This window comes from Pseudonocardia sp. CA-107938, assembly GCF_050936315.1.
Lineage (GTDB): Bacteria > Actinomycetota > Actinomycetes > Mycobacteriales > Pseudonocardiaceae > Pseudonocardia.
This window is the reverse complement of sequence record NZ_JBNJNA010000001.1, coordinates 4079696-4100354: the sequence shown is the minus strand read 5'-3', so window position 1 is coordinate 4100354 and position 20659 is coordinate 4079696. Positions and strand designations below refer to the sequence as shown.

The 20659-nt window shown below is 71.1% G+C and carries 25 protein-coding genes; 8 read left to right on the top strand and 17 right to left on the bottom strand.

Going from position 1 to position 20659, the window contains the following annotated elements; translation table 11 throughout:
• Nucleotides 1-3: 3 nt before the first annotated feature.
• Nucleotides 4-711 carry a response regulator transcription factor gene (locus ACQEVB_RS20430; protein WP_432973745.1) on the bottom strand — a complete coding sequence of 236 codons (708 nt, stop codon included), beginning with the start codon at nucleotides 709-711 and terminating at the stop codon, nucleotides 4-6.
• A gap of 127 nt (nucleotides 712-838) precedes the next feature.
• On the opposite strand from ACQEVB_RS20430, the gene gluA reads away from it, so the two are divergent.
• From gluA to ACQEVB_RS20410, 4 genes are all read left to right on the top strand, one after another.
• Nucleotides 839-1567, top strand: coding sequence for a glutamate ABC transporter ATP-binding protein GluA (gene gluA / locus ACQEVB_RS20425; RefSeq protein ID WP_432980453.1), 729 nt, complete (start codon nucleotides 839-841; stop codon nucleotides 1565-1567).
• 32 nt (nucleotides 1568-1599) lie between these two features.
• On the top strand, nucleotides 1600-2514 hold the full coding sequence (locus ACQEVB_RS20420; protein WP_432973743.1) for a glutamate ABC transporter substrate-binding protein: 915 nt from the start codon (nucleotides 1600-1602) through the stop codon (nucleotides 2512-2514).
• Nucleotides 2515-2598: 84 nt separating this feature from the next.
• The gene (locus ACQEVB_RS20415) at nucleotides 2599-3246 is read left to right on the top strand and encodes an amino acid ABC transporter permease (RefSeq protein WP_432973741.1); all 648 of its coding nucleotides are present in this window, start codon (nucleotides 2599-2601) and stop codon (nucleotides 3244-3246) included.
• Entirely contained in the window at nucleotides 3243-4139 is an 897-nt protein-coding gene (locus ACQEVB_RS20410; protein WP_432973739.1) for an amino acid ABC transporter permease, read from the top strand. Before ACQEVB_RS20415 ends, ACQEVB_RS20410 begins: the two co-directional genes overlap by 4 nt.
• A gap of 52 nt (nucleotides 4140-4191) precedes the next feature.
• On the opposite strand, the gene ACQEVB_RS20405 is transcribed toward ACQEVB_RS20410, so the two are convergent.
• The gene (locus ACQEVB_RS20405; RefSeq protein WP_432973737.1) at nucleotides 4192-6123 is read right to left on the bottom strand and encodes a prolyl oligopeptidase family serine peptidase; all 1932 of its coding nucleotides are present in this window, start codon (nucleotides 6121-6123) and stop codon (nucleotides 4192-4194) included.
• 25 nt (nucleotides 6124-6148) lie between these two features.
• Between ACQEVB_RS20405 and ACQEVB_RS20400 the strand changes: the two genes are divergently transcribed.
• Nucleotides 6149-6658, top strand: a complete 510-nt coding sequence (locus ACQEVB_RS20400) for a DinB family protein (RefSeq protein ID WP_432973735.1) — start codon at nucleotides 6149-6151, stop codon at nucleotides 6656-6658.
• Nucleotides 6655-7077: a VOC family protein gene (locus ACQEVB_RS20395; protein ID WP_432973733.1), complete on the top strand. Its 423-nt coding sequence runs from the start codon at nucleotides 6655-6657 to the stop codon at nucleotides 7075-7077. The genes ACQEVB_RS20400 and ACQEVB_RS20395 overlap by 4 nt, the downstream gene beginning before the upstream one ends.
• Before the next feature lie 93 nt (nucleotides 7078-7170).
• Here the strand turns inward: ACQEVB_RS20395 and ACQEVB_RS20390 are convergent, their stop codons facing one another.
• Genes ACQEVB_RS20390 through ACQEVB_RS20365 form a run of 6 tightly spaced genes read right to left on the bottom strand, consistent with a single transcriptional unit; the run spans nucleotide 7171 to nucleotide 10004 of the window.
• Nucleotides 7171-7509 carry a hypothetical protein gene (locus tag ACQEVB_RS20390; protein WP_432973731.1) on the bottom strand — a complete coding sequence of 113 codons (339 nt, stop codon included), beginning with the start codon at nucleotides 7507-7509 and terminating at the stop codon, nucleotides 7171-7173.
• A complete protein-coding gene (locus tag ACQEVB_RS20385; RefSeq protein WP_432973729.1) occupies nucleotides 7506-8021 on the bottom strand; it encodes a hypothetical protein in 516 nt (171 codons plus the stop codon). The genes ACQEVB_RS20390 and ACQEVB_RS20385 overlap by 4 nt, the downstream gene beginning before the upstream one ends.
• Before the next feature lie 51 nt (nucleotides 8022-8072).
• Nucleotides 8073-8270 (bottom strand): hypothetical protein, encoded by a 198-nt coding sequence (locus ACQEVB_RS20380; protein ID WP_432973727.1) that lies wholly within the window; start codon nucleotides 8268-8270, stop codon nucleotides 8073-8075.
• Nucleotides 8267-8788 (bottom strand): hypothetical protein, encoded by a 522-nt coding sequence (locus tag ACQEVB_RS20375; RefSeq protein WP_432973725.1) that lies wholly within the window; start codon nucleotides 8786-8788, stop codon nucleotides 8267-8269. Before ACQEVB_RS20375 ends, ACQEVB_RS20380 begins: the two co-directional genes overlap by 4 nt.
• Nucleotides 8785-9279: a hypothetical protein gene (locus ACQEVB_RS20370; protein WP_432973723.1), complete on the bottom strand. Its 495-nt coding sequence runs from the start codon at nucleotides 9277-9279 to the stop codon at nucleotides 8785-8787. Before ACQEVB_RS20370 ends, ACQEVB_RS20375 begins: the two co-directional genes overlap by 4 nt.
• A complete protein-coding gene (locus ACQEVB_RS20365; RefSeq protein ID WP_432973721.1) occupies nucleotides 9276-10004 on the bottom strand; it encodes a hypothetical protein in 729 nt (242 codons plus the stop codon). The genes ACQEVB_RS20370 and ACQEVB_RS20365 overlap by 4 nt, the downstream gene beginning before the upstream one ends.
• Nucleotides 10005-10165: 161 nt before the next feature.
• Between ACQEVB_RS20365 and ACQEVB_RS20360 the strand changes: the two genes are divergently transcribed.
• Entirely contained in the window at nucleotides 10166-10480 is a 315-nt protein-coding gene (locus ACQEVB_RS20360; protein WP_432973719.1) for a hypothetical protein, read from the top strand.
• A 93-nt stretch (nucleotides 10481-10573) separates the two neighbouring features.
• Here ACQEVB_RS20360 and ACQEVB_RS20355 read toward each other — a convergent pair whose 3' ends face one another.
• The 6 genes from ACQEVB_RS20355 to ACQEVB_RS20330 all read right to left on the bottom strand — a co-directional run bounded on the left by ACQEVB_RS20355 (nucleotide 10574) and on the right by ACQEVB_RS20330 (nucleotide 16756).
• Entirely contained in the window at nucleotides 10574-11743 is a 1170-nt protein-coding gene (locus ACQEVB_RS20355; RefSeq protein WP_432973717.1) for a zinc-binding dehydrogenase, read from the bottom strand.
• 62 nt (nucleotides 11744-11805) lie between these two features.
• The gene (locus ACQEVB_RS20350) at nucleotides 11806-12576 is read right to left on the bottom strand and encodes a succinate dehydrogenase/fumarate reductase iron-sulfur subunit (protein WP_432973715.1); all 771 of its coding nucleotides are present in this window, start codon (nucleotides 12574-12576) and stop codon (nucleotides 11806-11808) included.
• A complete protein-coding gene (locus ACQEVB_RS20345; protein ID WP_432973713.1) occupies nucleotides 12573-14492 on the bottom strand; it encodes a fumarate reductase/succinate dehydrogenase flavoprotein subunit in 1920 nt (639 codons plus the stop codon). Before ACQEVB_RS20345 ends, ACQEVB_RS20350 begins: the two co-directional genes overlap by 4 nt.
• A 7-nt stretch (nucleotides 14493-14499) precedes the next feature.
• On the bottom strand, nucleotides 14500-15306 hold the full coding sequence (locus ACQEVB_RS20340; protein WP_432973711.1) for a hypothetical protein: 807 nt from the start codon (nucleotides 15304-15306) through the stop codon (nucleotides 14500-14502).
• A gap of 161 nt (nucleotides 15307-15467) precedes the next feature.
• Nucleotides 15468-16163 (bottom strand): SDR family NAD(P)-dependent oxidoreductase, encoded by a 696-nt coding sequence (locus tag ACQEVB_RS20335; RefSeq protein WP_432973709.1) that lies wholly within the window; start codon nucleotides 16161-16163, stop codon nucleotides 15468-15470.
• On the bottom strand, nucleotides 16160-16756 hold the full coding sequence (locus ACQEVB_RS20330; RefSeq protein WP_432973707.1) for a TetR/AcrR family transcriptional regulator C-terminal domain-containing protein: 597 nt from the start codon (nucleotides 16754-16756) through the stop codon (nucleotides 16160-16162). Before ACQEVB_RS20330 ends, ACQEVB_RS20335 begins: the two co-directional genes overlap by 4 nt.
• Nucleotides 16757-16807: 51 nt before the next feature.
• On the opposite strand from ACQEVB_RS20330, the gene ACQEVB_RS20325 reads away from it, so the two are divergent.
• On the top strand, nucleotides 16808-17290 hold the full coding sequence (locus ACQEVB_RS20325) for a hypothetical protein (RefSeq protein WP_432973705.1): 483 nt from the start codon (nucleotides 16808-16810) through the stop codon (nucleotides 17288-17290).
• Here the strand turns inward: ACQEVB_RS20325 and ACQEVB_RS20320 are convergent.
• Genes ACQEVB_RS20320 through ACQEVB_RS20310 form a run of 3 tightly spaced genes read right to left on the bottom strand, consistent with a single transcriptional unit; the run spans nucleotide 17241 to nucleotide 20643 of the window.
• Nucleotides 17241-17996, bottom strand: a complete 756-nt coding sequence (locus ACQEVB_RS20320) for a succinate dehydrogenase/fumarate reductase iron-sulfur subunit (RefSeq protein WP_432973703.1) — start codon at nucleotides 17994-17996, stop codon at nucleotides 17241-17243. The genes ACQEVB_RS20325 and ACQEVB_RS20320 overlap by 50 nt on opposite strands.
• On the bottom strand, nucleotides 17993-19933 hold the full coding sequence (locus ACQEVB_RS20315) for a fumarate reductase/succinate dehydrogenase flavoprotein subunit (protein ID WP_432973701.1): 1941 nt from the start codon (nucleotides 19931-19933) through the stop codon (nucleotides 17993-17995). Before ACQEVB_RS20315 ends, ACQEVB_RS20320 begins: the two co-directional genes overlap by 4 nt.
• Nucleotides 19933-20643, bottom strand: a complete 711-nt coding sequence (locus ACQEVB_RS20310; RefSeq protein ID WP_432973699.1) for a succinate dehydrogenase cytochrome b subunit — start codon at nucleotides 20641-20643, stop codon at nucleotides 19933-19935. The genes ACQEVB_RS20315 and ACQEVB_RS20310 overlap by 1 nt, the downstream gene beginning before the upstream one ends.
• Nucleotides 20644-20659: the final 16 nt, after the last annotated feature.

Sequence of the window (20659 nt, the reverse complement as noted above, 5' to 3'; positions counted from 1 at the left end):
GCGTCAGTCCCCCGTGGCCGCGGCCTGCTCGCCCGTGTCCGGGAGCCCCAACCGGTAGCCGACCCCGCGCACCGTCTGGACGAGCTCCGGCCGGCCCAGCTTGGTGCGCAGGGTGGCGACGTGCACGTCCAGCGTGCGGTTGGCGCCCGCCCACGTGCGACCCCACACCTCGGCGACGATCCGGCTGCGCGTGCACACGGCGCCGCCGGAGCTGGCGAGCATCGCCAGCACCTGGAACTCCTTGCGGGTGAGCGTGACCGGGGCACCGGCGACGCTGACCGTGTGCTTGATCAGGTCGATCGTCACGTCGGCCACCGTCACGACGTCCCCGGAGCCGGACGGGCTGCCCTGCCCGGCCGAGCGGCGCCGCCGGTAGACCGCGTGCACGCGGGCCACCAGCTCCCCGATGTCGTACGGCTTCACCAGGTAGTCGTCGGCGCCGGAGTGCAGGCCGAGGATGCGGTCGTCGACCTCGCCGCGGGCCGACACCACGATCACCGGCACCTCGCTCACCGCGCGGATGGCCCGGCACACGTCCACCCCGTCGATGTCGGGCAGCCCCAGGTCCAGCAGCACCACGTCGACGTCGGCGAGGTGGTCGACCGCGCCCTTGCCGCGCGCCAGTCGGGTGGTCGTCATGCCGTGCCGATGCAGCGCCGGGCGCAGAGCAGCAGCGATCCGGTCGTCGTCCTCCACCAGCAGGATGTGCACCGCTCCACCTTCCCAGGTCGGTCACGATCAGTTGCGGGCGTTATCGGAGCGAAACCTCAAGGGTTCCCCAAGGTGCTGGACTGTGGTGTCCGTCTCGCCCTAGCGTCCCGCCATGCCCGATACGCCCATGATCCGCATGGCGGCCGTCGACAAGCACTTCGGCGACCTGCACGTGCTGCGCGACATCAACCTGGAGGTCGCTGCGGGCCAGGTGGTGGTGGTGCTGGGCCCGTCGGGCTCCGGCAAGTCCACCCTGTGCCGCACGATCAACCGACTCGAACCCATCGACTCCGGCACCATCGAGATCGACGGCAAGACCCTCCCCGCGGAGGGCAAGGCGCTGGCCGCGCTGCGCGCCGACGTCGGCATGGTGTTCCAGAGCTTCAACCTCTTCGCCCACAAGACGATCCTCGAGAACGTCACGCTCGCACCGCTGAAGGTGCGCAAGACCAGCAAGGCCGAGGCCGAGAAGAAGGGCCTGGCCCTCCTCGACCGGGTCGGGATCGCCAACCAGCGCGACAAGTACCCGGCCCAGCTGTCCGGTGGACAGCAGCAGCGCGTGGCCATCGCCCGCGCGCTCGCGATGAACCCGAAGGTGATGCTCTTCGACGAGCCCACCTCGGCACTCGACCCCGAGATGGTCAACGAGGTCCTCGACGTGATGACCTCGCTGGCAAAGGAGGGCATGACCATGCTCGTGGTGACCCACGAGATGGGCTTCGCCCGCCGCGCCGCCCACCGCGTCATCTTCATGGCGGACGGCGAGATCGTCGAGGACTCGACCCCCGAGGAGTTCTTCACCAACCCCCGGTCCAACCGGGCGAAGGACTTCCTCGGCAAGATCCTCACCCACTAGTACGTCCGCTCCCCGGAAGGGAACTCTCGGAAATGAAGATCCGCAAGCTGGCGCTGGGGCTGCTCGTCGGCGCCCTCGCCCTCACCGCGTGCGGCAAGGAGGGCGCTCCGACTGCCCCGGGTGGCGGCAGCGCGCCCGCCGGGTCCGACGCCGCGCTCACCTACCCGGTCGCCTCGAACGTCGCGCTCACCGGCTCCACCACCTTCGACAAGATCAAGCAGCGGGGCAAGCTCGTCCTCGGCATCCGCGAGGACCAGCCCGGTCTCGGGTACAAGGACGCGACGACGGGCAAGCGCTCCGGCTTCGACGTCGAGATCGCCCGCATGGTCGCCGCCGGCCTCGGCTACGGCGACGACAAGATCGAGTACAAGGCCGTGCCGTCGGCCGCCCGTGAGGACACGATCTCCCGCGGCGACATCGACTACATGGTCGGCACGTACACGATCAACGACAACCGCAAGCAGCGCGTGTCGTTCGCCGGCCCGTACTTCGTCGCCGGCCAGGCCCTCCTGGTCCGCAAGGACGAGACCGCGATCACGGGCAAGGACACGCTCAAGGGCAAGAAGGTCTGCTCGGTGACGGGTTCGACGCCGATCCAGCGCGTCAAGGACCAGGGCCTCACCGAGCCCGCGAACATCGTGGAGTTCCAGACCTACAGCCAGTGCGTGGACCAGCTGATCTCCAAGCAGGTCGACGCCGTCACCACCGACGACGCCATCCTCAAGGGGTTCGCGGCGGTCCAGCCGGAAGACCTCAAGGTCGTGGGTGAGCCGTTCTCGAAGGAGCCCTACGGCATCGGCCTGAACAAGGACGACTCCGCCCTGCGCGGCAAGATCAACGATCTCCTGCAGGCCGCGATCGACGACGGCACCTGGAAGAAGATCTACGACGGCACGCTGGGCAAGTCCGGTTCGCCGGGCACCCCGCCCGCGCTGCAGCGCTACTGACGCAAGCCGAAGGGGTGGGCCCGTCCGCGGGCGGGCCCACCCCTTCGCCGTACCTCCACCCGGCCCGGACAGGGAGATCCTCCGGTGAACGTCCTCTTCGACAACCTCGCCTTGTACGGCAGCGGGTTCCTCACGACCATCGAGCTGTTCGTCATCTCGGCGATCGGGTCCCTCATCTGGGGCACCCTGCTGGCCGGCATGCGGGTCAGCCCGGTACCGATCCTGCGAGCCTTCGGCGCCGGCTACGTCAACACCATCCGCAACACCCCGCTGACACTGGTCTTCTTCTTCTTCGCCTTCGCCTACCCGCGCCTCGACATCGTGCGGCTCGACTTCTTCACGCTCGCCTGCCTCGCCCTCACGGTGTACACCGCCGCCTTCGTCTGCGAATGCGTGCGCTCCGGCATCAACACGGTGCCCGTCGGGCAGGCGGAGGCGTCGCGCGCCCTCGGCTTCGGCTTCACCCAGACGATCAGCCAGATCGTGCTGCCGCAGGCCATCCGCGCGGTCGTCCCGCCGTTGACGAACGTGCAGATCGCTCTGCTCAAGAACACCACCATCGCCGCCGGTTTCTCGGTCGTCGAGGCCGGCGGCATCTACCAGAACCTGTCCGAGCGGGGATACGACGTGTTCGTCGGCCTTCTGTGGGTCGCGGTCGGCTTCCTGATCCTCGTCACTCCGCTGACGATCCTGCAGCGTCGGCTCGAGAAGCGGTGGAGCGTGTCCCGATGACCTCCGTCCTGTACGACAACGCCGGCCCGAAGGCCAGGGTCCGGTACCGGTCCTACGGCGTGCTCGGCTCGATCGTGCTCCTCGCGATCTTCGCCTTCGTGATCTACCGGCTGGTCGCCACCGGGCAGTTCAGCGCCCGGCGCTGGGAGTTCATCCAGTACTCGCAGATCCAGGTTCTGCTGCTGAACGCGTGGTGGGCGACGGTGTCCGCGTTCCTGGTCGCAGCGGTCCTCTCGCTCCTCTTCGGCGCGGTGTTCGCGGCCGGCCGGATGTCGGACCACCGGTGGGTGAGCGTGCCCTCGACGGCGATCGTGGAGTTCTTCCGCGCGATCCCACTGCTGATCCTGATCTTCATCCTGTACTTCGGCCTGTCGCGCAGCCTCGGCCTGAACATCAACACGTTCTGGGCGCTGGTGCTCGGCCTGATGCTCTACAACGGCTCGGTGCTCGCGGAGATCTTCCGCGGTGGCGTCCGGGCCCTCCCGAAGGGCCAGACCGAGGCGTCGTACGCGCTCGGGATGCGCAAGACCCAGATGATGACCAACGTCCTGCTCCCGCAGGCGCTGCGCGCGATGCTCCCGACGATCATCAGCCAGCTCGTCGTGGTGCTCAAGGACACCGCGCTGGGCTTCCTGATCCTCTACCCGGAGCTGCTCTACCAGGCCCGCTACCTCGGCAGCCAGCCGAACCTGTCCTCGCCGATCCTGCAGGTCGGGCTCGTCATCGCGGTCATCTACATCGCGATGTGCCTGCTGCTCTCGCGGCTGGCGAACTACCTCGACCGACGGACCAAGCGCAGCCGCAAGGTCGGCCCGCTCGACCCGACGGCCGTGCACGACGCCGAGATGGAGGTCGTCGCGGCTTCCTCGCACGGCGGCGGCGGACCCAGCTGAGCACGAACGACACGGCGCACGGCGGGCTCCCCGCCGTGCGCCGTTCCTGTGTTCAGAGGTGCTCCACCACCACCGGCTCGATGCCCTCCCCCTCCGGCAGCTCGAACCCCAGCACCTGCGCGTAGAACGACAGCTCGGCCTCCAGCGCGCGGCGGATGTTCTCCGCGCGGCGGAAGCCGTGCTGCTCGCCCTCGAACTCGAGGTAGGCGACGGGGACGCCGCGGCTGCGGAGGGCGTCGACGATGAGGCGGCTCTGCGCGGGCGGGACGACGGCGTCCTCGCTGCCCTGCAGCACGATCAGGGGTTTGTCGAGGCGGTCGACGTGGTGGATGGGTGAGCGGTCGCGGATGACGTCGGGGTCGGTGCCGACGAGCCGGTCCATGTACCGGCTCTCGAACTTGTGGGTGTCGGCGGCCAGTACGGCGAGGTCGGCGATGCCGAAGTGGTCGGCGCCGGCCGCGAACGGCTGCCCGGGCGTGGTCAGCGCGGCGAGCACGGTGAAGCCGCCTGCCGAGCCGCCGCGGATGGTCATGCGGGAGCCGTCGACGCGACCCTGGGCGGCGAGCCAGCGGGCGGCCGCGATGCAGTCGCCGACGTCGAGCACGCCCCACGTGCCGCGCAGCTCCTCGCGGAACGGGCGGCCGTAGCCGGTGGACCCGCCGTGATTGACGTCGACGACGCCGAACCCGCGGCTGGTCCAGAACTGCCGCGACAGCGACAACGCCGGTGACGCCGCGGCCGTCGGGCCGCCGTGGATCTCCACGACCAGAGGCGGCAAGGACCCCTCTGGCCCGGTCCACTCGGTGTTGACGGGCGGGTAGTAGAGCGCGTGCGCGACCCGGCCGTCCGGGCCGGCGGGGAACGTGATCGGCTCCGCGACGGAGATCGCCGCCGCGTCGACGCCGAGGTCACGGGGCGCGCGCAGCACGGTGAGCGCGCCGGTGACGGGATCGAGCCGGTACACCCCGGCGGTCGACGTCGCGGTCGCCGCGATCAGCACCACGGTGCCGTCCGGGGCCGCGCGGACGGTCGAGACGTCGGTGAACGGCAGGTCGAGGTCGCGGACGGTCCCGTCCGCGGTGCGCAGGCCGAGGCCGTCGAGGCCGCCGGCGCACCGGGCGAAGACGACCGAGCCGTCGGCGAGCACCGCGTAGCGGGACAGGTCGAACCGCCACTGCGGGCCGCCGATCTCGGCGGCGATGCGCACGACCCCGGCGATGTCGGTCCGTGGTTTCCAGCGGTACAGGTTCCACCAGTCGGTGCGGTCGCTGCAGAACCACAGCGAGCCGTCCGGCTGCCAGCTCGGCTGGGTGACCGACTCGTCCCGCCCGCCGGCGACGACGGCCTCGGCGTCCGTCGTCAGGTTGCGCACCATGAGCGTGGCCGAGTCCCACGGCATGTCGGGGTGGTTCCACTGCAGCCACGCGAGGACCTGCCCGTCCGGGGAGATGCGCGGCGACGCGACGAAGTCGGGGCCGCTGACCAGCACCTCCGGTTCGGACGGCTGGTGCGCGGCGAGCCGGACGATCTCGTTGACGACGTCGGCAGCACCGGCCCCGGTGTGCCGTTCACGAACGCAGACAACCGTCTCGCCGTCGGGTGCGAGGTGGCCGTCGGCGTAGCGGTCGGCGCGCGGCTGCGCGGGTTCCGGGGTGAGCGCGACCGGGTCGCCGCCCGGCTCGAGCCGGTGCAGGCGCTGGTCGGCCCAGTCGACGAACCACACCACGCCGGCATGCACCCACCACGCCGCTCCCCCGTACTCGTGGACGGCGCTGCGCGCGTTGCGCCCGTCCGGCAGCAGGTCGGTGACAGTGCCGTCGGCGGCGCGGCGGACGAGCTGGGTGCGACCACCCTCCGCGGGTCGGCCCTCGTCCCAGTAGACGTCGGCGCCGTCGAGCCGCAGCTCGTTCAGGCGCACCGCCTCCTCGATGACACGCTCGGCGGTGAACGGGGTGGGCCATGATCCGTACGGGGCAGTGCGCACGAAGCTAGAGACTAATCTCGGCGCCGTGCCGACCGAACGACCCGAGATACCGTCCACAGCCGGCGAGCGGGAGATGCTGCGGGCGTTCCTGGACTTCCATCGCGCGACGCTCGCCATGAAGTGCGACGGCCTGTCCGACGACGAGCTGCGGCGCGCCGCGGTCCCGACGTCGGCGCTCTCGCTGCTCGGGTTGGTGCGGCACATGGCCGAGGTGGAGCGGGCGTGGTTCCGCCGGATCATAGGCGGCGAGTCCGACATCCCGCTGGTGTGGTCGTCCGACGGCGACTTCCAGGTCGCCTACGACGCGTCGACGGCCACCCGTGCCGACGCGTTCGCCGCGTGGGAGGCGGAGGTGGCGCACGCCCGGCGGATCGAGCGCGACGCGGCGTCGCTCGACGTCACGGCGTGGGCGCCGCGCTGGGGCGAGGACGTGTCGCTGCGCATGGTGATCCTGCACATGATCCACGAGTACGCGCGGCACAACGGGCACGCGGACCTCGTCCGCGAGGGCATCGACGGGACGGTCGGCGTATGAGCAGCTACCTCTCGCACGTCACGATCGACTGCCGCAACGCCTACGAGCTCTCGGAGTGGTGGAAGCCGGTGCTCGGGTACGTCGACATCGAGGGCGACCCGAACCTGCCCGGGCACGAGGAGTGCATGATCCGCGACCCCGAGACGGGGCAGCAGCTGCTGTTCATCGAGGTCCCGGACGCCGAGCTGCCGGCCAAGCGCATCCACTTCGACATCGCGCCGCGGACCGGCACCCGGGACGACGAGGTCACCCGCCTGATCGAGCACGGCGCCGTCGTCGTCGCCGACCACCGCGGCAAGTACGGGCCCGGCACCGGCTGGGTCACCCTCGCCGATCCCGAGGGCAACCAGATGTGCGTGGTGCGGAACGACGCCGAACGAGCGGCAAACCAGGAGACTCCTCCGGGGTCGGCGGGCTAGCGTCGGAGCTGACGGGAAGCGGGCCGGCGACAGTCGGTTATCTGGTATCCACGGTTCGAATCCGACCCGCCGTTCGCGGCGGAGATCCGGCGGTCATCCCCACGCCCGCCCCCGTCGGCGCGTGCGCAGGGCCGTGCCGAGCAGTTCCGCGGCCTCCGGCAGCTCGCGCCACCGCAGCAGCGGCAGCAGGCCGATCGCGCCGGTCAGGCCCGTCCACCAGCGGACCTGGCCGCTGCCACGGACGATGCCGACCGCCGGCGTCCCGCAGGACCGCACGCGGGGCGTCAGGCCCGGATAGGTGTCGGCGAGCTGCGGATCGCGGCAGGATCGCACGGTCACCGGCACCCGGACGAGGTCCGGCAGCTCCCGTGCGATCCGCGAGCAGTTCGGGCAGCTCACGTCGTACACCACGACGACCCCGGTGACCCTCATGCCGCCAGCATCGCAAGCACCAGCGCGCCGACGCACGCCACCGCCAGCACCGGCCGGACGACGGGTTCGGCACGCGCCCACACCTGCGACCAGGCGCCGTCGTCGCTCCACGCGTTGGACTGCACCGGCATCGCCAGCCGTCCGGCGGCGAACCCAACGGCCACGGCGAACGCCGCCGGGAACGGCACCACCAGCACCACCGCGAGCAGCAGCAGGTGCGGCAGCGCCGACGGCGAGTAGGTGCGCATCCCGGTGCCCATCTCGAACCCGAACTGCAGCGCACCCCACTCCCGCAGGTGCTGCACGTCCTCCGGCACGAGCCGGGCGTTCTCCGGCACCCGGAACCGCAGCAGGCCGGCCTCCCGGGCGAGCACCACGATGGCGGCGAGGCCGAACAGCACCCAGCGGACGGGCGCGGGCACCAGCGCCTGCGGCAGCGCGCCGAGCACGGCGGCCACGAACGCCACCAGCACCGCCCCGAGGAGCAGGCCGGCGCCGAAGAACCGGATCACGGGCTTGTCGCGCCAGACCGACGCGCTCAGCAGGAACGCCGAGTTGTGGCTTCAAGTGCTGCCGGAGTTGGCGTACCCGGCGGCCGCGCCGGCGGCGAGCACCGCGACCAGGCCGCCGAGACCGGCGGCGTCGCTGCCAGGTGCGGCGGTGAAGGCCCGCAGCCCGGCGAGCGCGGCGACGGCCAGCAGCGCCAGCGCCGTCGTCAGCGGGTGCAGGGTCCACCGCGGCGCCCGCGCGGGGGCCGTCATGCCGAGATCCCGCAGACAGCGATCGTCTTGCCGGTGTACTCGTCGCCGTCGTCCCACGAGATCGTGGTCATGGCGTCGGAGCAGCGCACGCTCTTCCAGCGCCAGGCGTTGCGGCCGTGGCAGTTGGTCGCCGCCCGCGTGGAGGTCACGGTCGCGGTGTCGTCGTCGTCGCGGAACTCGCCCTCGCGGTGCCAGCCGCCCTTGCACGGGAAGCTGCCGCGCCGGAACCCGCCGATGCACATCGGGCTGCCTCCGGACGGCCAGTTGTTCCGCTCTTCGTCGTAGCCGCCCTCCTCGCACTCCATGAACTCGGTGCGCGGGCCGTCGCCGGCGGCGTGGGCCTGGCGGCGCGCCAGGTACCAGTCCAGCGGCACGAGGCTGGCTGCGGCGGCGGCCACGAACAGGCCCTTGAGGACGGTGCGGCGGCTGGGTCGCAGGTCGCGGATGCGCGCGACGACGGAGCTGGGTCGGGCGTCCGGCGGCGGTTCCGCAGCGGACGGGATGTCGTCGATCCTCATGCCGCGGCCCGTTCGGTGCGTGCGAGGAGCCCGGTGACGAGCTCGACGCGGTCGGTGTCGGCGTAGACGAACGTGCGGGAGCGGATCCGGCCGGCGGCGTCCACGGCGAGGACCGTGGGGCTGTAGCCCTCGAACAGCTCGGCGCGCACCGCGGGATCGGTGATGATGTCCACACCGGGTGCGGGGGCGAACCCGGCGCGGTCGCACACAGCGACGCTGCGGTGGTCGGGCCCGGCCATGGCCGACAGCGTGGCGAGCACCTCGTGGCAGAGCGCGCAGTCGGCGTCCAGGACGGCGACCACGCTCACCCGTTGTCCGGCGAACGGCGCGACGGCCGGAGCCGGCGTGCCGAGCAAGGACGCGTAACCGCTCACCCCGTCGGCGCGACCGGCCTCGAGAGCGCGCACCCGCGCGTACACCGCGACGAGCGCGACCAGGGCGAACAGCCCCACGAGCAGGGCCAGCAGCGCGACGGCGAGCTCGACGGTCATCGCGTCCACCGGGCGGTGAGGGCCGAGAGGGCAGCGACCACGGCGTCCTCGGCCAGCCCGATGGCCGGTCGCCCGGACTCGGGGCCCAGCAGCACCACGTCGGTGACGGCGGACGGGCCGGCGAGCAGGTAGCGCCACGCGTGCGCCGTGTCCGCCACGAGGGACGCCACGGCCGGCTCCAGCGCACGTCCGGTGCGCCACAGCTCGCCGCCGGCGACGGCGAGGCCCGCCCACTCCGGCAGGGACGGCAGGGCCTCCGCCGCCTCGCGCACCGACACCAGCGCGTGGTCACTGCGCCCGATCACGGACACGCCGCTCTGCCGGACCAGCAGGTCCGACGCGGGAACCAGGCTGGCTCCGCCGGCGGCGTCGGTGAAGCGGAACGTCGAGATGAGGTTGTCGATGCCGCGCGGTCCCGGCGCCGGCCCGCCGAACCACGTCGTCGCCTCGTGGAACGGGCCGACGAGCGCGAGCGCGGCGTCCGAGCGGTCGGCGGCCTCGAAGAGCACGGCGTCGTAGCCGCGCATCGGGATCCGTTGCTCGCGCGCGCCGGGCAGGAGCTTGCGCGGGATCACCTGGTGCTCGCCGGCCGGGGCGAGGAAGAAGTGCCGGGCCAGCCGCGGTCCGGTGAACCGCGTGCTGCCGTACCAGCGCAGCGCGCCCAGTGCGGCCGGGACGACGAGGTCGACGACGGATCCCGTCGGCGCGATGCGCGAGATCGGCACCGTTTCAGTAGCGGTGCGATCACCCAGTGCTGTTGTCACGCTCCGACCAACGAAGGTGACTGCACGCCGTCACGACGCGACACGCGCGCAGCCGCTCGCAATCGGGTGATCGGCGGTAACGTGGCGTAGCAGCACTGACCACGGGCGAAGAAAGGTGCGAGATGCCCGATTCGTCACCCCAGGACGCGCAGAGTCCCGAGATCGTCGACGCCGAGATCGTGGAGGATCCCGCGGCGCTGCTCGCCGCGGCGAAGGCCGACCCGCCCGCGTTCACCCCGGACTACGACGAGCGCGGCGTGCCCAGCTTCGACTACGTGCGCGCGAAGATCGAGGGCCGCTCGGCCACCGCCATCGGCAGCACCGAACTGGCCGGCGAGACCGAGCAGGGGCGCGCGCTGGACGAGCAGCTGGCCGAGCGCGAGCGCAAGGCCAAGGAGAAGCTCGACGAGCTGCGGAAGAGCCTCGGCCAGAGCTGAGGCCACGTCACACATCGACTGCGGTCCTCACACATGCTGCAACCTGTGTGACGACCGCACTGGGTGTGTGACGTCGCTCTGGCCCGGTTGCGGTCAGGCCGGGGCCTGGATTTCGCGCCCCTCCCGTGCGGGGTCGATGAGGATCTTCGCGTGCGCCTCCGGGTCGCGCAGGGCCGTGAACGCCGTGTCCACGCCGTGCAGGCCCACGGTGCCCGTGACCAGCGGCGCCGCGTTCACCTTCCCGGCAGCGAGCAGCTGCAGCGCCTCCTCGAACTCGCGCGGCGTGTAGCCCAGCACGAACCGCAGGTCGATCTCCTTGTTGATCGCCATGGCCGGCCGGACAGTGTCGGGCTGCATGCACACGCCCACCACCACGACCTTCGTCGCCAGCGGCGCACCGGCGATGACCTGGTCGATCAGCCCGGGCACCCCGACGCACTCGAAGACGACGGGGTGCTTCGGCGTGGTCTGGCCGGCGAGCGCGGCGAGGTCCCAGACGCGCGTCCACGGGATCAGCGGGATCGCGCGCAGCTTCTCCATGCTGGACACGCCCAGCTCGAACAGGTCCGTCGCCATCTCGATGTGGCCGTGTCCCTGCAGCCGGTCCCACGGCGAGTCCTGCGCCGGATCGACCACCACGTCGGCACCCACTGCCGTCGCCAGTGCGCGCCGGCCGGGCGAGAGGTCGCTCGCGACGACCGTGCGCACCCCGGTCGCCTTGAGCATGCCGATGACGGCCAGCCCGACCGGCCCGCACCCCACGACGACGGCGACCTGCTTCTTCGTGATGCCGCTGCGGCGCACCGCGTGCAGGCCCACGGCCATCGGCTCGGTGAGCGTGGCGACCTCGGTCGACAACCCGTCGGGGATCGCGAACGACATCGCCTCCTCGACGAGCACCTCCTCGGCGTACCCGCCCGGCGCCGACGGCGAGAGCCCGGTGGTGTGCACCTCCGCGCCGCGACGCACCAGCGGGAACGACACCACCCGCGTGCCGGGCTTCAGCGACGTGCCGGGGCCACCCTCGAGCACCTCGCCGGAGAACTCGTGGCCGAGCACGGCGGCGTCGGTCGAGCGGAACAGGCCGTCGTAGCCGATCTCGGCGGCGATGTCGGCCAGCTCGTCGCTGTGGTCACGGGCGTGCAGGTCGGAGCCGCAGATGCCGCACCTCAGCACCTTCAGCCGCAGCTGCCCGCGGTCCGGGACCGGCGAGGGCAGGTCGACGACGGCGAACTCGCCCCCGGTGACGGTGACGGCCTTCATGGATGTCCTCCCCTGCAGACGCGAACGGCCCCTCCGCGGAGGGGCCGTTCGAGCTGGTGCGGCTACTTCTGCTCGGCGCGCGCGTCGCCGCGCTTGAAGATCTTGTTGCCGAGCCAGACGAGCGGGTCGTACTTCCGGTCGACGACGCGCTCCTTCAACGGGATCAGCGCGTTGTCGGTGATCTTGATGTGCTCGGGGCAGACCTCGGTGCAGCACTTGGTGATGTTGCAGTACCCGAGGCCGTGCTCCTCCTGCGCCGCGTGCTGGCGGTCCGCGACGTCGAGGGGGTGCATGTCGAGCTCCGCGATCCGCATCAGGTAGCGCGGGCCGGCGAAGTTCGCCTTGTTCTCCTCGTGGTCACGCACCACGTGGCACGTGTTCTGGCACAGGTAGCACTCGATGCACTTGCGGAACTCCTGGCTCCGCTCGACGTCGACCTGCTGCATCCGGTACTCGCCCGGCGCCAGGTCCGGCGGCGGCGCGAACGCCGGCACCTCGCGGGCCTTCGTGTAGTTGAAGCTCACGTCGGTGACGAGGTCGCGGATCACCGGGAACGTGCGCAGCGGCGTGATCGTGACGACCTCGTCCTCGGCGAACGTGTTCATCCGCGTCATGCACGCCAGGCGCGGTCGCCCGTTGATCTCCATGGAACACGAGCCGCACTTGCCGGCCTTGCAGTTCCAGCGGACGGCCAGGTCAGGCGCCTCGGTCTGCTGCAGCCGGTGGACGATGTCGAGGACGACCTCGCCCTCGTTGACCTCGGCCGGGTAGTCGACGAGCTCCCCCTTCTCGGAGTCGCCCCGCCACACCCGGAAATGGGCCCAGTAGCTCATGCCTTCTCCCCAGCCTCGGCGCGGTGCCCACCGAGCTCGTCGCCCGTGTAGTACTTCTTCAGCTCGTCCATCTCGAAGATGTCGAGCAGGTCGGGGCGCATCGGGATCTGCTCCTTGCGCTCCAGCTCGACGTTGTCCTCACCGAGCGCCGAGAGCACCAACAGCACGTGCCGCCAGTCGGCGTCCATCACGGGGAAGTCGTCGCGGGTGTGCCCGCCGCGGCTCTCCTGACGCTCCAGAGCCGCCTTCGCCACGCACAGCGAGACGAGCAGCATGTTGCGCAGGTCCAGCGCCAGGTGCCAGTTCGGGTTGAACGCCCGGCCGCCCGTCACGGAGACCGTGCGGGTGCGGGTGGCGATGTCCTGGAGCTTCTTGAGAGCCATCTCCATCTCGTCGGCCTTGCGGATGATGCCGACGAGCTCGTGCATCGTCTTCTGCAGCTCCAGGTGCACGACGAACGGGTTCTCCCCGCCCTCGGCCGCCGTGGTGAAGGGCAGCAGCGCCCGCTGCTCGGCCTGGTCGAGGTCGGCCTGCGCCACCTCGGGCCGGGCGGTGAGGCTGTCGACGTACTCCGCTGCGCCGAGACCGCAGCGGCGGCCGAACACCAGCAGGTCCGACAGCGAGTTGCCGCCGAGCCGGTTCGACCCGTGCATGCCGCCGGAGCACTCCCCCGCGGCGAACAGGCCGGGCACCCGCGACATGCCGGTGTCGGGGTCGACCTCCACCCCGCCCATCACGTAGTGGCAGGTCGGGCCGACCTCCATCGGCTCCTTGGTGATGTCGACGTCGGCCAGTTCCTTGAACTGGTGGTGCATCGACGGCAGCCGCTTGAGGATCTGCTCGGCGGGCAGGCGCGTCGACACGTCCAGGTAGACCCCGCCGTGCGGCGTGCCGCGACCCGCCTTGACCTCGGAGTTGATCGCGCGCGCGACCTCGTCACGCGGCAGGAGCTCCGGCGGGCGCTTGTTGTTGTCCGGGTCGGTGTACCAGCGGTCCGCCTCCTCCTCCGTCGTCGCGTAGAGGTTCTTGAAGACGTCGGCGATGTAGTCGAACATGAACCGCTTGCCCTCGGAGTTGCGCAGCACACCTCCGTCACCGCGCACCGACTCCGTGACCAGGATCCCCTTCACCGACGGGGGCCACACCATGCCCGTCGGGTGGAACTGCAGGAACTCCATGTTGATCAGGGTGGCGCCGGCGCGCAGGGCCAGCGCGTGGCCGTCGCCGGTGTACTCCCAGGAGTTCGACGTGACCGAGTAGCTCTTGCCGACCCCGCCGGTGGCCAGCACGATCGCCGGCGCGTCGAAGCGGACGAAGTTGCCGGTGGAGCGGAAGTAGCCGAAGCAGCCCGCGATCCGCCCGTCCGTCTTGAACAGGTCGGTGATCGTGGTCTCGTGGAAGACCTTGATGTGCGACTCGTAGTCGCCGGTCTCCTTGAAGTCGTCCTGCTGCAGCGACACGATCTTCTGCTGCAGCGTGCGGATCAGCTCCAGGCCCGTCCGGTCGCCGACGTGCGCGAGCCGCGGGTACGAGTGGCCGCCGAAGTTGCGCTGGCTGATCTTGCCGTCCGGGGTGCGGTCGAACAGCGCGCCATAGGTCTCCAGCTCCCAGACGCGGTCCGGCGCCTCCTTGGCGTGCAGCTCGGCCATGCGCCAGTTGTTGAGGAACTTGCCGCCGCGCATGGTGTCGCCGAAGTGCACGCGCCAGTTGTCGTTCGGGTTGGCGTTGCCCATCGCCGCGGCACAACCACCCTCGGCCATCACGGTGTGCGCCTTGCCGAACAGCGACTTCGTGATGATCGCGGTGCGCTTGCCCTGCAACCGGGCCTCGATCGCGGCCCGCAGGCCGGCACCGCCGGCACCGATGACGACGACGTCGTACTCGTGGCGTTCGATCTCTTCACTCGGTGTTGTCATCGGTGCGTCACCCCACGATCCGCAGGTCGGAGATCCACCCGGCCGAGACGGCCATGATGTAGAAGTCCGTGATGGCCAGGGAGGCCAGTGTCGTCCACGCCAGCTGCATGTGCTTCTCGTTGAGCTTCGAGACGAAGCCCCACGCCTTGTAGCGCAGCGGGTGCTTGGAGAAGTGGTTCAGGCGCCCGCCGATGATCGACCGGCAGGAGTGGCACGAGGCCGTGTACGCCCACAGCAGGATCACGTTGGCCAGCAGGATGATGTTGCCCAGCCCGAGGCCGAAGCTGCCGTCCTTGTTGATGAAGGCGACCACCGCATCGTAGGTGTTGATCACCGAGATGATCGCGGCGGCGTAGAAGAAGTAGCGGTGCAGGTTCTGCCCGAGCAGCGGGAACCGCGTCTCACCCGTGTACTTCGCGTGCGGCTCGGCGACGGCGCAGGCCGGCGGCGACAGCCAGAAGGCCCGGTAGTAGGCCTTGCGGTAGTAGTAGCAGGTGAGGCGGAACAGCAGCAGGAACGGCAGCGTCAGCGCCGCGTAGGGCAGGAACCACCAGTCCGGCAGGAACTGCCCGAAGTGCGACGCCTCCGGCACGCAGCCGAGCGAGAAGCACGGCGAGTAGAACGGCGTCAGGTAGCTGAAGTTCTGGTCGGTCGTGAAGTACCAGTCCTGCTGGAACGCCCGCACGGTCGCGTAGGCGACCCACAAGACGAGGAGGGTGAAGTCCCGCAAGGGCGGGAACCACCACCGATCGGTTCGGAGAGTGCGTTCCGCGATCTGCGCCCGACCAGCGGACGCGTCTGTGGTGGATGACACGTCAGTGGGTTCCTCGTCTTCCCGGTACCGCCGTCGCGGGCGGGTCCCACGGCGACGGGGCTGAAAACTTGCCGGGAGCCTACGACGAACGGACCCCCTCAGCCCTACCGGGTGACACCGCTGTGATGCTGATCGTGACGTGTTTCACCCGCCGCCGGTGATCACCAGGGCAGCGGGTGCCCGTCCCGGAAGAACCCACCGGTCGGTCCGCCGTCGGGCAGGGTGGCCGCCCACACGACGCCGGCCGCGCCCTCGCGCACCGGACGGCCGCCGGGCCCGCCCATGTCGGTCGCGACCCACCCGGGGCAGACGGCGTTCACCAGCACGCGCTGCCCGCGCAGCTCCGCGGCCAGCACCCGGGTCAACGCGTTCAGCGCCGCCTTCGACGTGCTGTACGCCGGGGTGCCGCCACCCATCGACGCGAGCGAGCCGCCCTCGCTGGAGACGTTGACGATCCGCGGGTGCGGGCTGCGGCGCAGCAGCGGCAGCAGCGCCAGCGCGGTGCGCCAGGCCCCGAACAGGTTCGTCTCGAACGCCGCGTGCACGCGTGCCAGGTCGGCGGTGACGGCGCGGGCGTCGGTGTCGTAGTCGATCGCGGCGTTGTTGACCAGCACGTCGACCCGGCCGAACGCGCTGGTCACCTCCTCGGCCATGGCCGCGACGCTCGCGTCGTCGGCGACGTCGAGCCGGCAGGCCGTCACGCCCAGCTCCGCTGCCACGCGGCGACCACGGTCGAGGTCGCGGGAGCCGACCACGACGCGGTGGCCGCGCGCGGCCAGCTGCCGCGCGACCTCCCGTCCGATGCCGCGGTTCGCCCCGGTCACCACGGCCACGGGCCGGTCGTCCTGCGCGCTCACGACTGCGACGCTACGCGTGCCGCCAGGCCGTCGAGGATGATCTCCACGCCCAGCTCGAAGACCGCGTCGGCGGTCTGGGACGCGAACGTGGGCGCCACCCGGCGGAGACTCGGGTAGCCGGCGAGGTCCGGCCACTCCGTGCGCGCAGCGGGCGGGCCGCCGGCCGGCACGGAGTCGAGCACGTGGGCGGTGAGCAGCCGCGCGATGCCTGCGGCGTCCTCCTCGGTGAACCCGGCGTCGAGCAGGATGGTCAGGGTCGTCTCGACGTGCCCGAGGCGGTGCGGGCCGCGCGGCGGCCGGTCGCGCAGCAGCCGGGCGGCGTCGCGGTGCGCGAGCAGCATCGCGCGGAACTGACGCAGGCCTGTGGCCAGCTGGTCGCGCCAGGACAGCGCCGGGTCGATCGCGAACGCGTCGGCGCAGATCGCCTCGGCCACGAGGTCGAGCAGCGCCGCCTTGTCCTTGACGTGCCAGTAGAGGCTCGGCGACGCGATGCCCAGCCGGGCGGCCAGCCGGCGCGTGGAGAGCGCGTCGAGGCCGACCTCGTCGAGCAGCGCGACGGCAGCCTCCGTGATGCGGGCGGGATCGAGCGCCATCTGCTCACCCTATCGGTGATAGATTGCTCCCTATCGGCGATAGGGGGAATCGTGAGGGCACGCCTTTGGACCCGCCCGCTGCAGGTCCTCACCGCAGCCTGCGGGCTCGTCTTCGCGCTGGGCACGGCCGCGCAGACGTGGCTGATCATCACCGAGGAGACGGTCGGCCGCGCAATGGCGCTGGCCGGCCGAACGCCGGCGGAGATCGCCGCGGGCGCGCCCGAGCTGGTCGCGACGCTGCGCATCGTCGGCGTCGCGTTCCTGGTGGCGAACCTGCTGCTGCTCGCGGCGGTCCGTGGGGGGGCCTGGACGTTCTGGCTCGCGCTCGCGGTCACCGTGGGTCAGGCGCTCGGGGTCGTCGCCGGCATGGTGCCGTGGGTGGTGCTGCAGGCCACCTACGAGCGGTTCGGCCCGCTCGGCCTGCTGCCCACCCTCGTGACGGACGGCGGGTCGGCGGTCCTCGCGGTGCTGCTGCTGATCTCCCTCACGCGGAGCGGTGCGCGTGTCGCTTCGCGTTCACGAAGTCGCGGTTGAGCTGCGAGATCACGTCCAGGGGGATCTCCTTCGGGCAGGCCACCGCGCACTCACCGGTGTTGGTGCAGCCGCCGAAGCCCTCCGCGTCGTGCTGCTCGACCATCGCGAGCACCCGCGAGTCGCGCTCGGGCTGACCCTGCGGCAGCTCGCCGAGGTGGGTGATCTTCGCGCCGAGGAACAGCGACGCCGACCCGTTCGGGCACGCGGCCACGCAGGCCCCACACCCGATGCACGCGGCCGCGGTGAACGCGCGGTCGGCCTGCGCCTTCGGGACGGGCACGGCGTGCGCGTCCGGCGCGGTGCCCGTCGGGGCGGAGATGTAGCCGCCGGAGGCGATCACGCGGTCGAACGCCGAGCGGTCCACCACGAGGTCGCGCACCACCGGGAACGCGCCGGCGCGGAACGGCTCGACGGTGATCGTCTCGCCGTCGCGGAAGTGCCGCAGGTGCAGCTGGCAGGTGGTCGTGGCCTTCTGCGGGCCGTGCGGCTCGCCGTTGATCACCATGCTGCAGGCGCCGCAGATGCCCTCGCGGCAGTCGTGGTCGAAGGCCACCGGCTCGGCCCCGTCGAGCGTGAGCTGCTCGTTGAGCACGTCGATGAGCTCGAGGAACGACATGTCCTCGTCGGCGTCGTCGACCCGGTAGGTGACGAGCTTCCCGCGGTCGTCCGGGCCGGCCTGGCGCCAGACCTTGAGCGTGAGCCTCACGCGTAACTCCTCTGGCTGGGGTGGACGTACTCGAAGACCAGGTCTTCCTTGTGCAGCACCGGCGCGGCGCCGCTGCCGGTGAACTCCCAGGCCGCGACGTAGGAGAAGTGCTCGTCGTCGCGCAGCGCCTCGCCGTCGGGGGTCTGGCTCTCGGCGCGGAAGTGGCCACCGCACGACTCGCTGCGGTGCAGGGCGTCCAGGCACATCAGCTCGCCCAGCTCCAGGAAGTCGGCGACCCGGCCGGCCTTCTCCAGCGCCTGGTTGAGCGTCTCGGCCGAGCCCGGCACCTTGACGTTCTCCCAGAACTCGCGGCGGAGCTCGGGGATGCGCTCCAGCGCCTTGCGCAGGCCCGCCTCCGTGCGCTCCATGCCGCACAGGTCCCACATGATGTGGCCGAGCTCGCGGTGGAACGAGTCGACCGTGCGGGTGCCGTCGATGGAGAGCAGCTTCTCGATGCGTTCGCGCACCGCGGTCTGCGCCTCGGTGATCTCCGGCTCGTCGCCGGCCAGCTTCGGCACGCCGCGGGCGAGGTAGTCACCGATCGTCGTCGGCAGCACGAAGTAGCCGTCGGCCAGGCCCTGCATCAGCGCGGACGCACCGAGCCGGTTGGCGCCGTGGTCGGAGAAGTTGGCCTCGCCGATCACGAACAGGCCGGGGATCGTCGACTGCAGGTCGTAGTCGACCCACAGCCCGCCCATCGTGTAGTGCACCGCCGGGAAGATCCGCATCGGGACCTCGTACGGGTCCTCGCCGGTGATGCGCTGGTACATCTGGAACAGGTTCCCGTACTTCGCCGCCACCGCGGCCCGGCCCATCCGGGAGATCGCGTCGGCGAAGTCGAGGTAGACGCCCAGGCCCGTCGGGCCGACGCCGCGGCCCTCGTCGCACACGTTCTTCGCGGCGCGCGAGGCGATGTCGCGGGGCACCAGGTTGCCGAACGCCGGGTAGCGGCGCTCCAGGAAGTAGTCGCGCTCGTCCTCGGGGATGTCGCCGGGGGCGCGCTTGTCGCCGTGCGCCTTCGGCACCCACACGCGGCCGTCGTTGCGCAGCGACTCCGACATCAGCGTGAGCTTCGACTGGTGGTCGCCGCTGACCGGGATGCAGGTCGGGTGGATCTGCGTGTAGCAGGGGTTCGCGAAGTAGGCGCCCTTGCGGTGCGCCCGCCAGCTCGCGGTGACGTTGCAGCCCTTGGCGTTCGTCGAGAGGAAGAACACGTTGCCGTAGCCGCCGGAGGCGAGCACCACGGCGTCGGCGAGGTGGGTCTCGATCTCGCCGGTCACCATGTCGCGCACGACGATCCCGCGGGCGCGTCCGTCGATCACGATCAGCTCGAGCATCTCGTGACGGGCGAACATCTCCACGCCGCCGGCGTCGATCTGGCGCTCCAGTGCCTGGTAGGCGCCGAGCAGCAGCTGCTGGCCGGTCTGGCCCTTCGCGTAGAACGTGCGGGAGACCTGCGTGCCGCCGAACGAGCGGTTGTCCAGGAGGCCGCCGTACTCGCGGGCGAACGGCACCCCCTGCGCGACGCACTGGTCGATGATCTCGACGCTGATCTCGGCGAGCCGGTGCACGTTCGACTCGCGCGCGCGGAAGTCGCCGCCCTTCACCGTGTCGTAGAAGAGGCGGTGCACGCTGTCGCCGTCGTTGCGGTAGTTCTTCGCGGCGTTGATGCCGCCCTGCGCGGCGATCGAGTGCGCGCGACGCGGGCTGTCCTGGTAGCAGAACGACTTCACGTGGTAGCCCAGCTCCGCCAGGCTCGCCGCCGCGCTGCCGCCCGCCAGGCCGGTGCCCACGACGATGACCGTCAGCTTGCGCTTGTTGGCCGGGTTCACCAGCTTCACGCCGAAGCGGCGGTCCTCCCAGCGGCGCTCGACCGGCCCTTCGGGAGCCTTGGTGTCGGCGATCGGCTCGCCGACGGTGTAGTCGCTGTAGGTCATCAGCTCACCAGCCCAGTCATCACGGCGAACGGAACGGAGAGGAACCCGGCGGTCAGCACGACCGCGACGGCCAGCGCCACGCCCTTGAGCGTCGCCTGCGTGGCGGCACTGGAGCGGCCGATCGTCTGCAGCGCGCTCCACAGGCCGTGCCGGACGTGGAACCCGACCGCGACGACGGCCAGCACGTAGAACAGCGTCACGTACCAGCGGTCGAGCGCGAAGTCGGCGACCAGGTTGTTCGCGACCTCGCCGTGCACGCCGTGCGGGTTCAGCGTGCCCGTCGTCAGGTCGAGCAGGTGGTAGACGACGAACAGCGCGATGATCACCCCGCCCCAGCGCATCGTGCGCGCGGCGTAGCTGCCGTTGACCGGGTGGCGGTGCGCGTACTTCACGGGGCGAGCCCGGTGCGCGCGGCGGGTCAGGACGATCGCCGAGGCGATGTGGCCGACCACGGCGGCCAGCAGCACGATCCGGAGGATCCACAGAACCGTGCCGTACGGCACTGCCGGTTCGAGCATCGTGCGCAGCCACGCGGAGTACTCGTCGATCGCAGCGGCGCCCAGGAACAGCTTCAGGTTCCCGATCATGTGCAGGACGAGGAACCCGAGCATGATCGCGCCGCTCACGGCCATGACCAGCTTCAACTGCACCGAGGTCACGCGCACGGGATGGGCCGGACGCGCCGGGGCCCGCTGGCCGAGAGTCACCATGCGCTGAGCCTGAGCG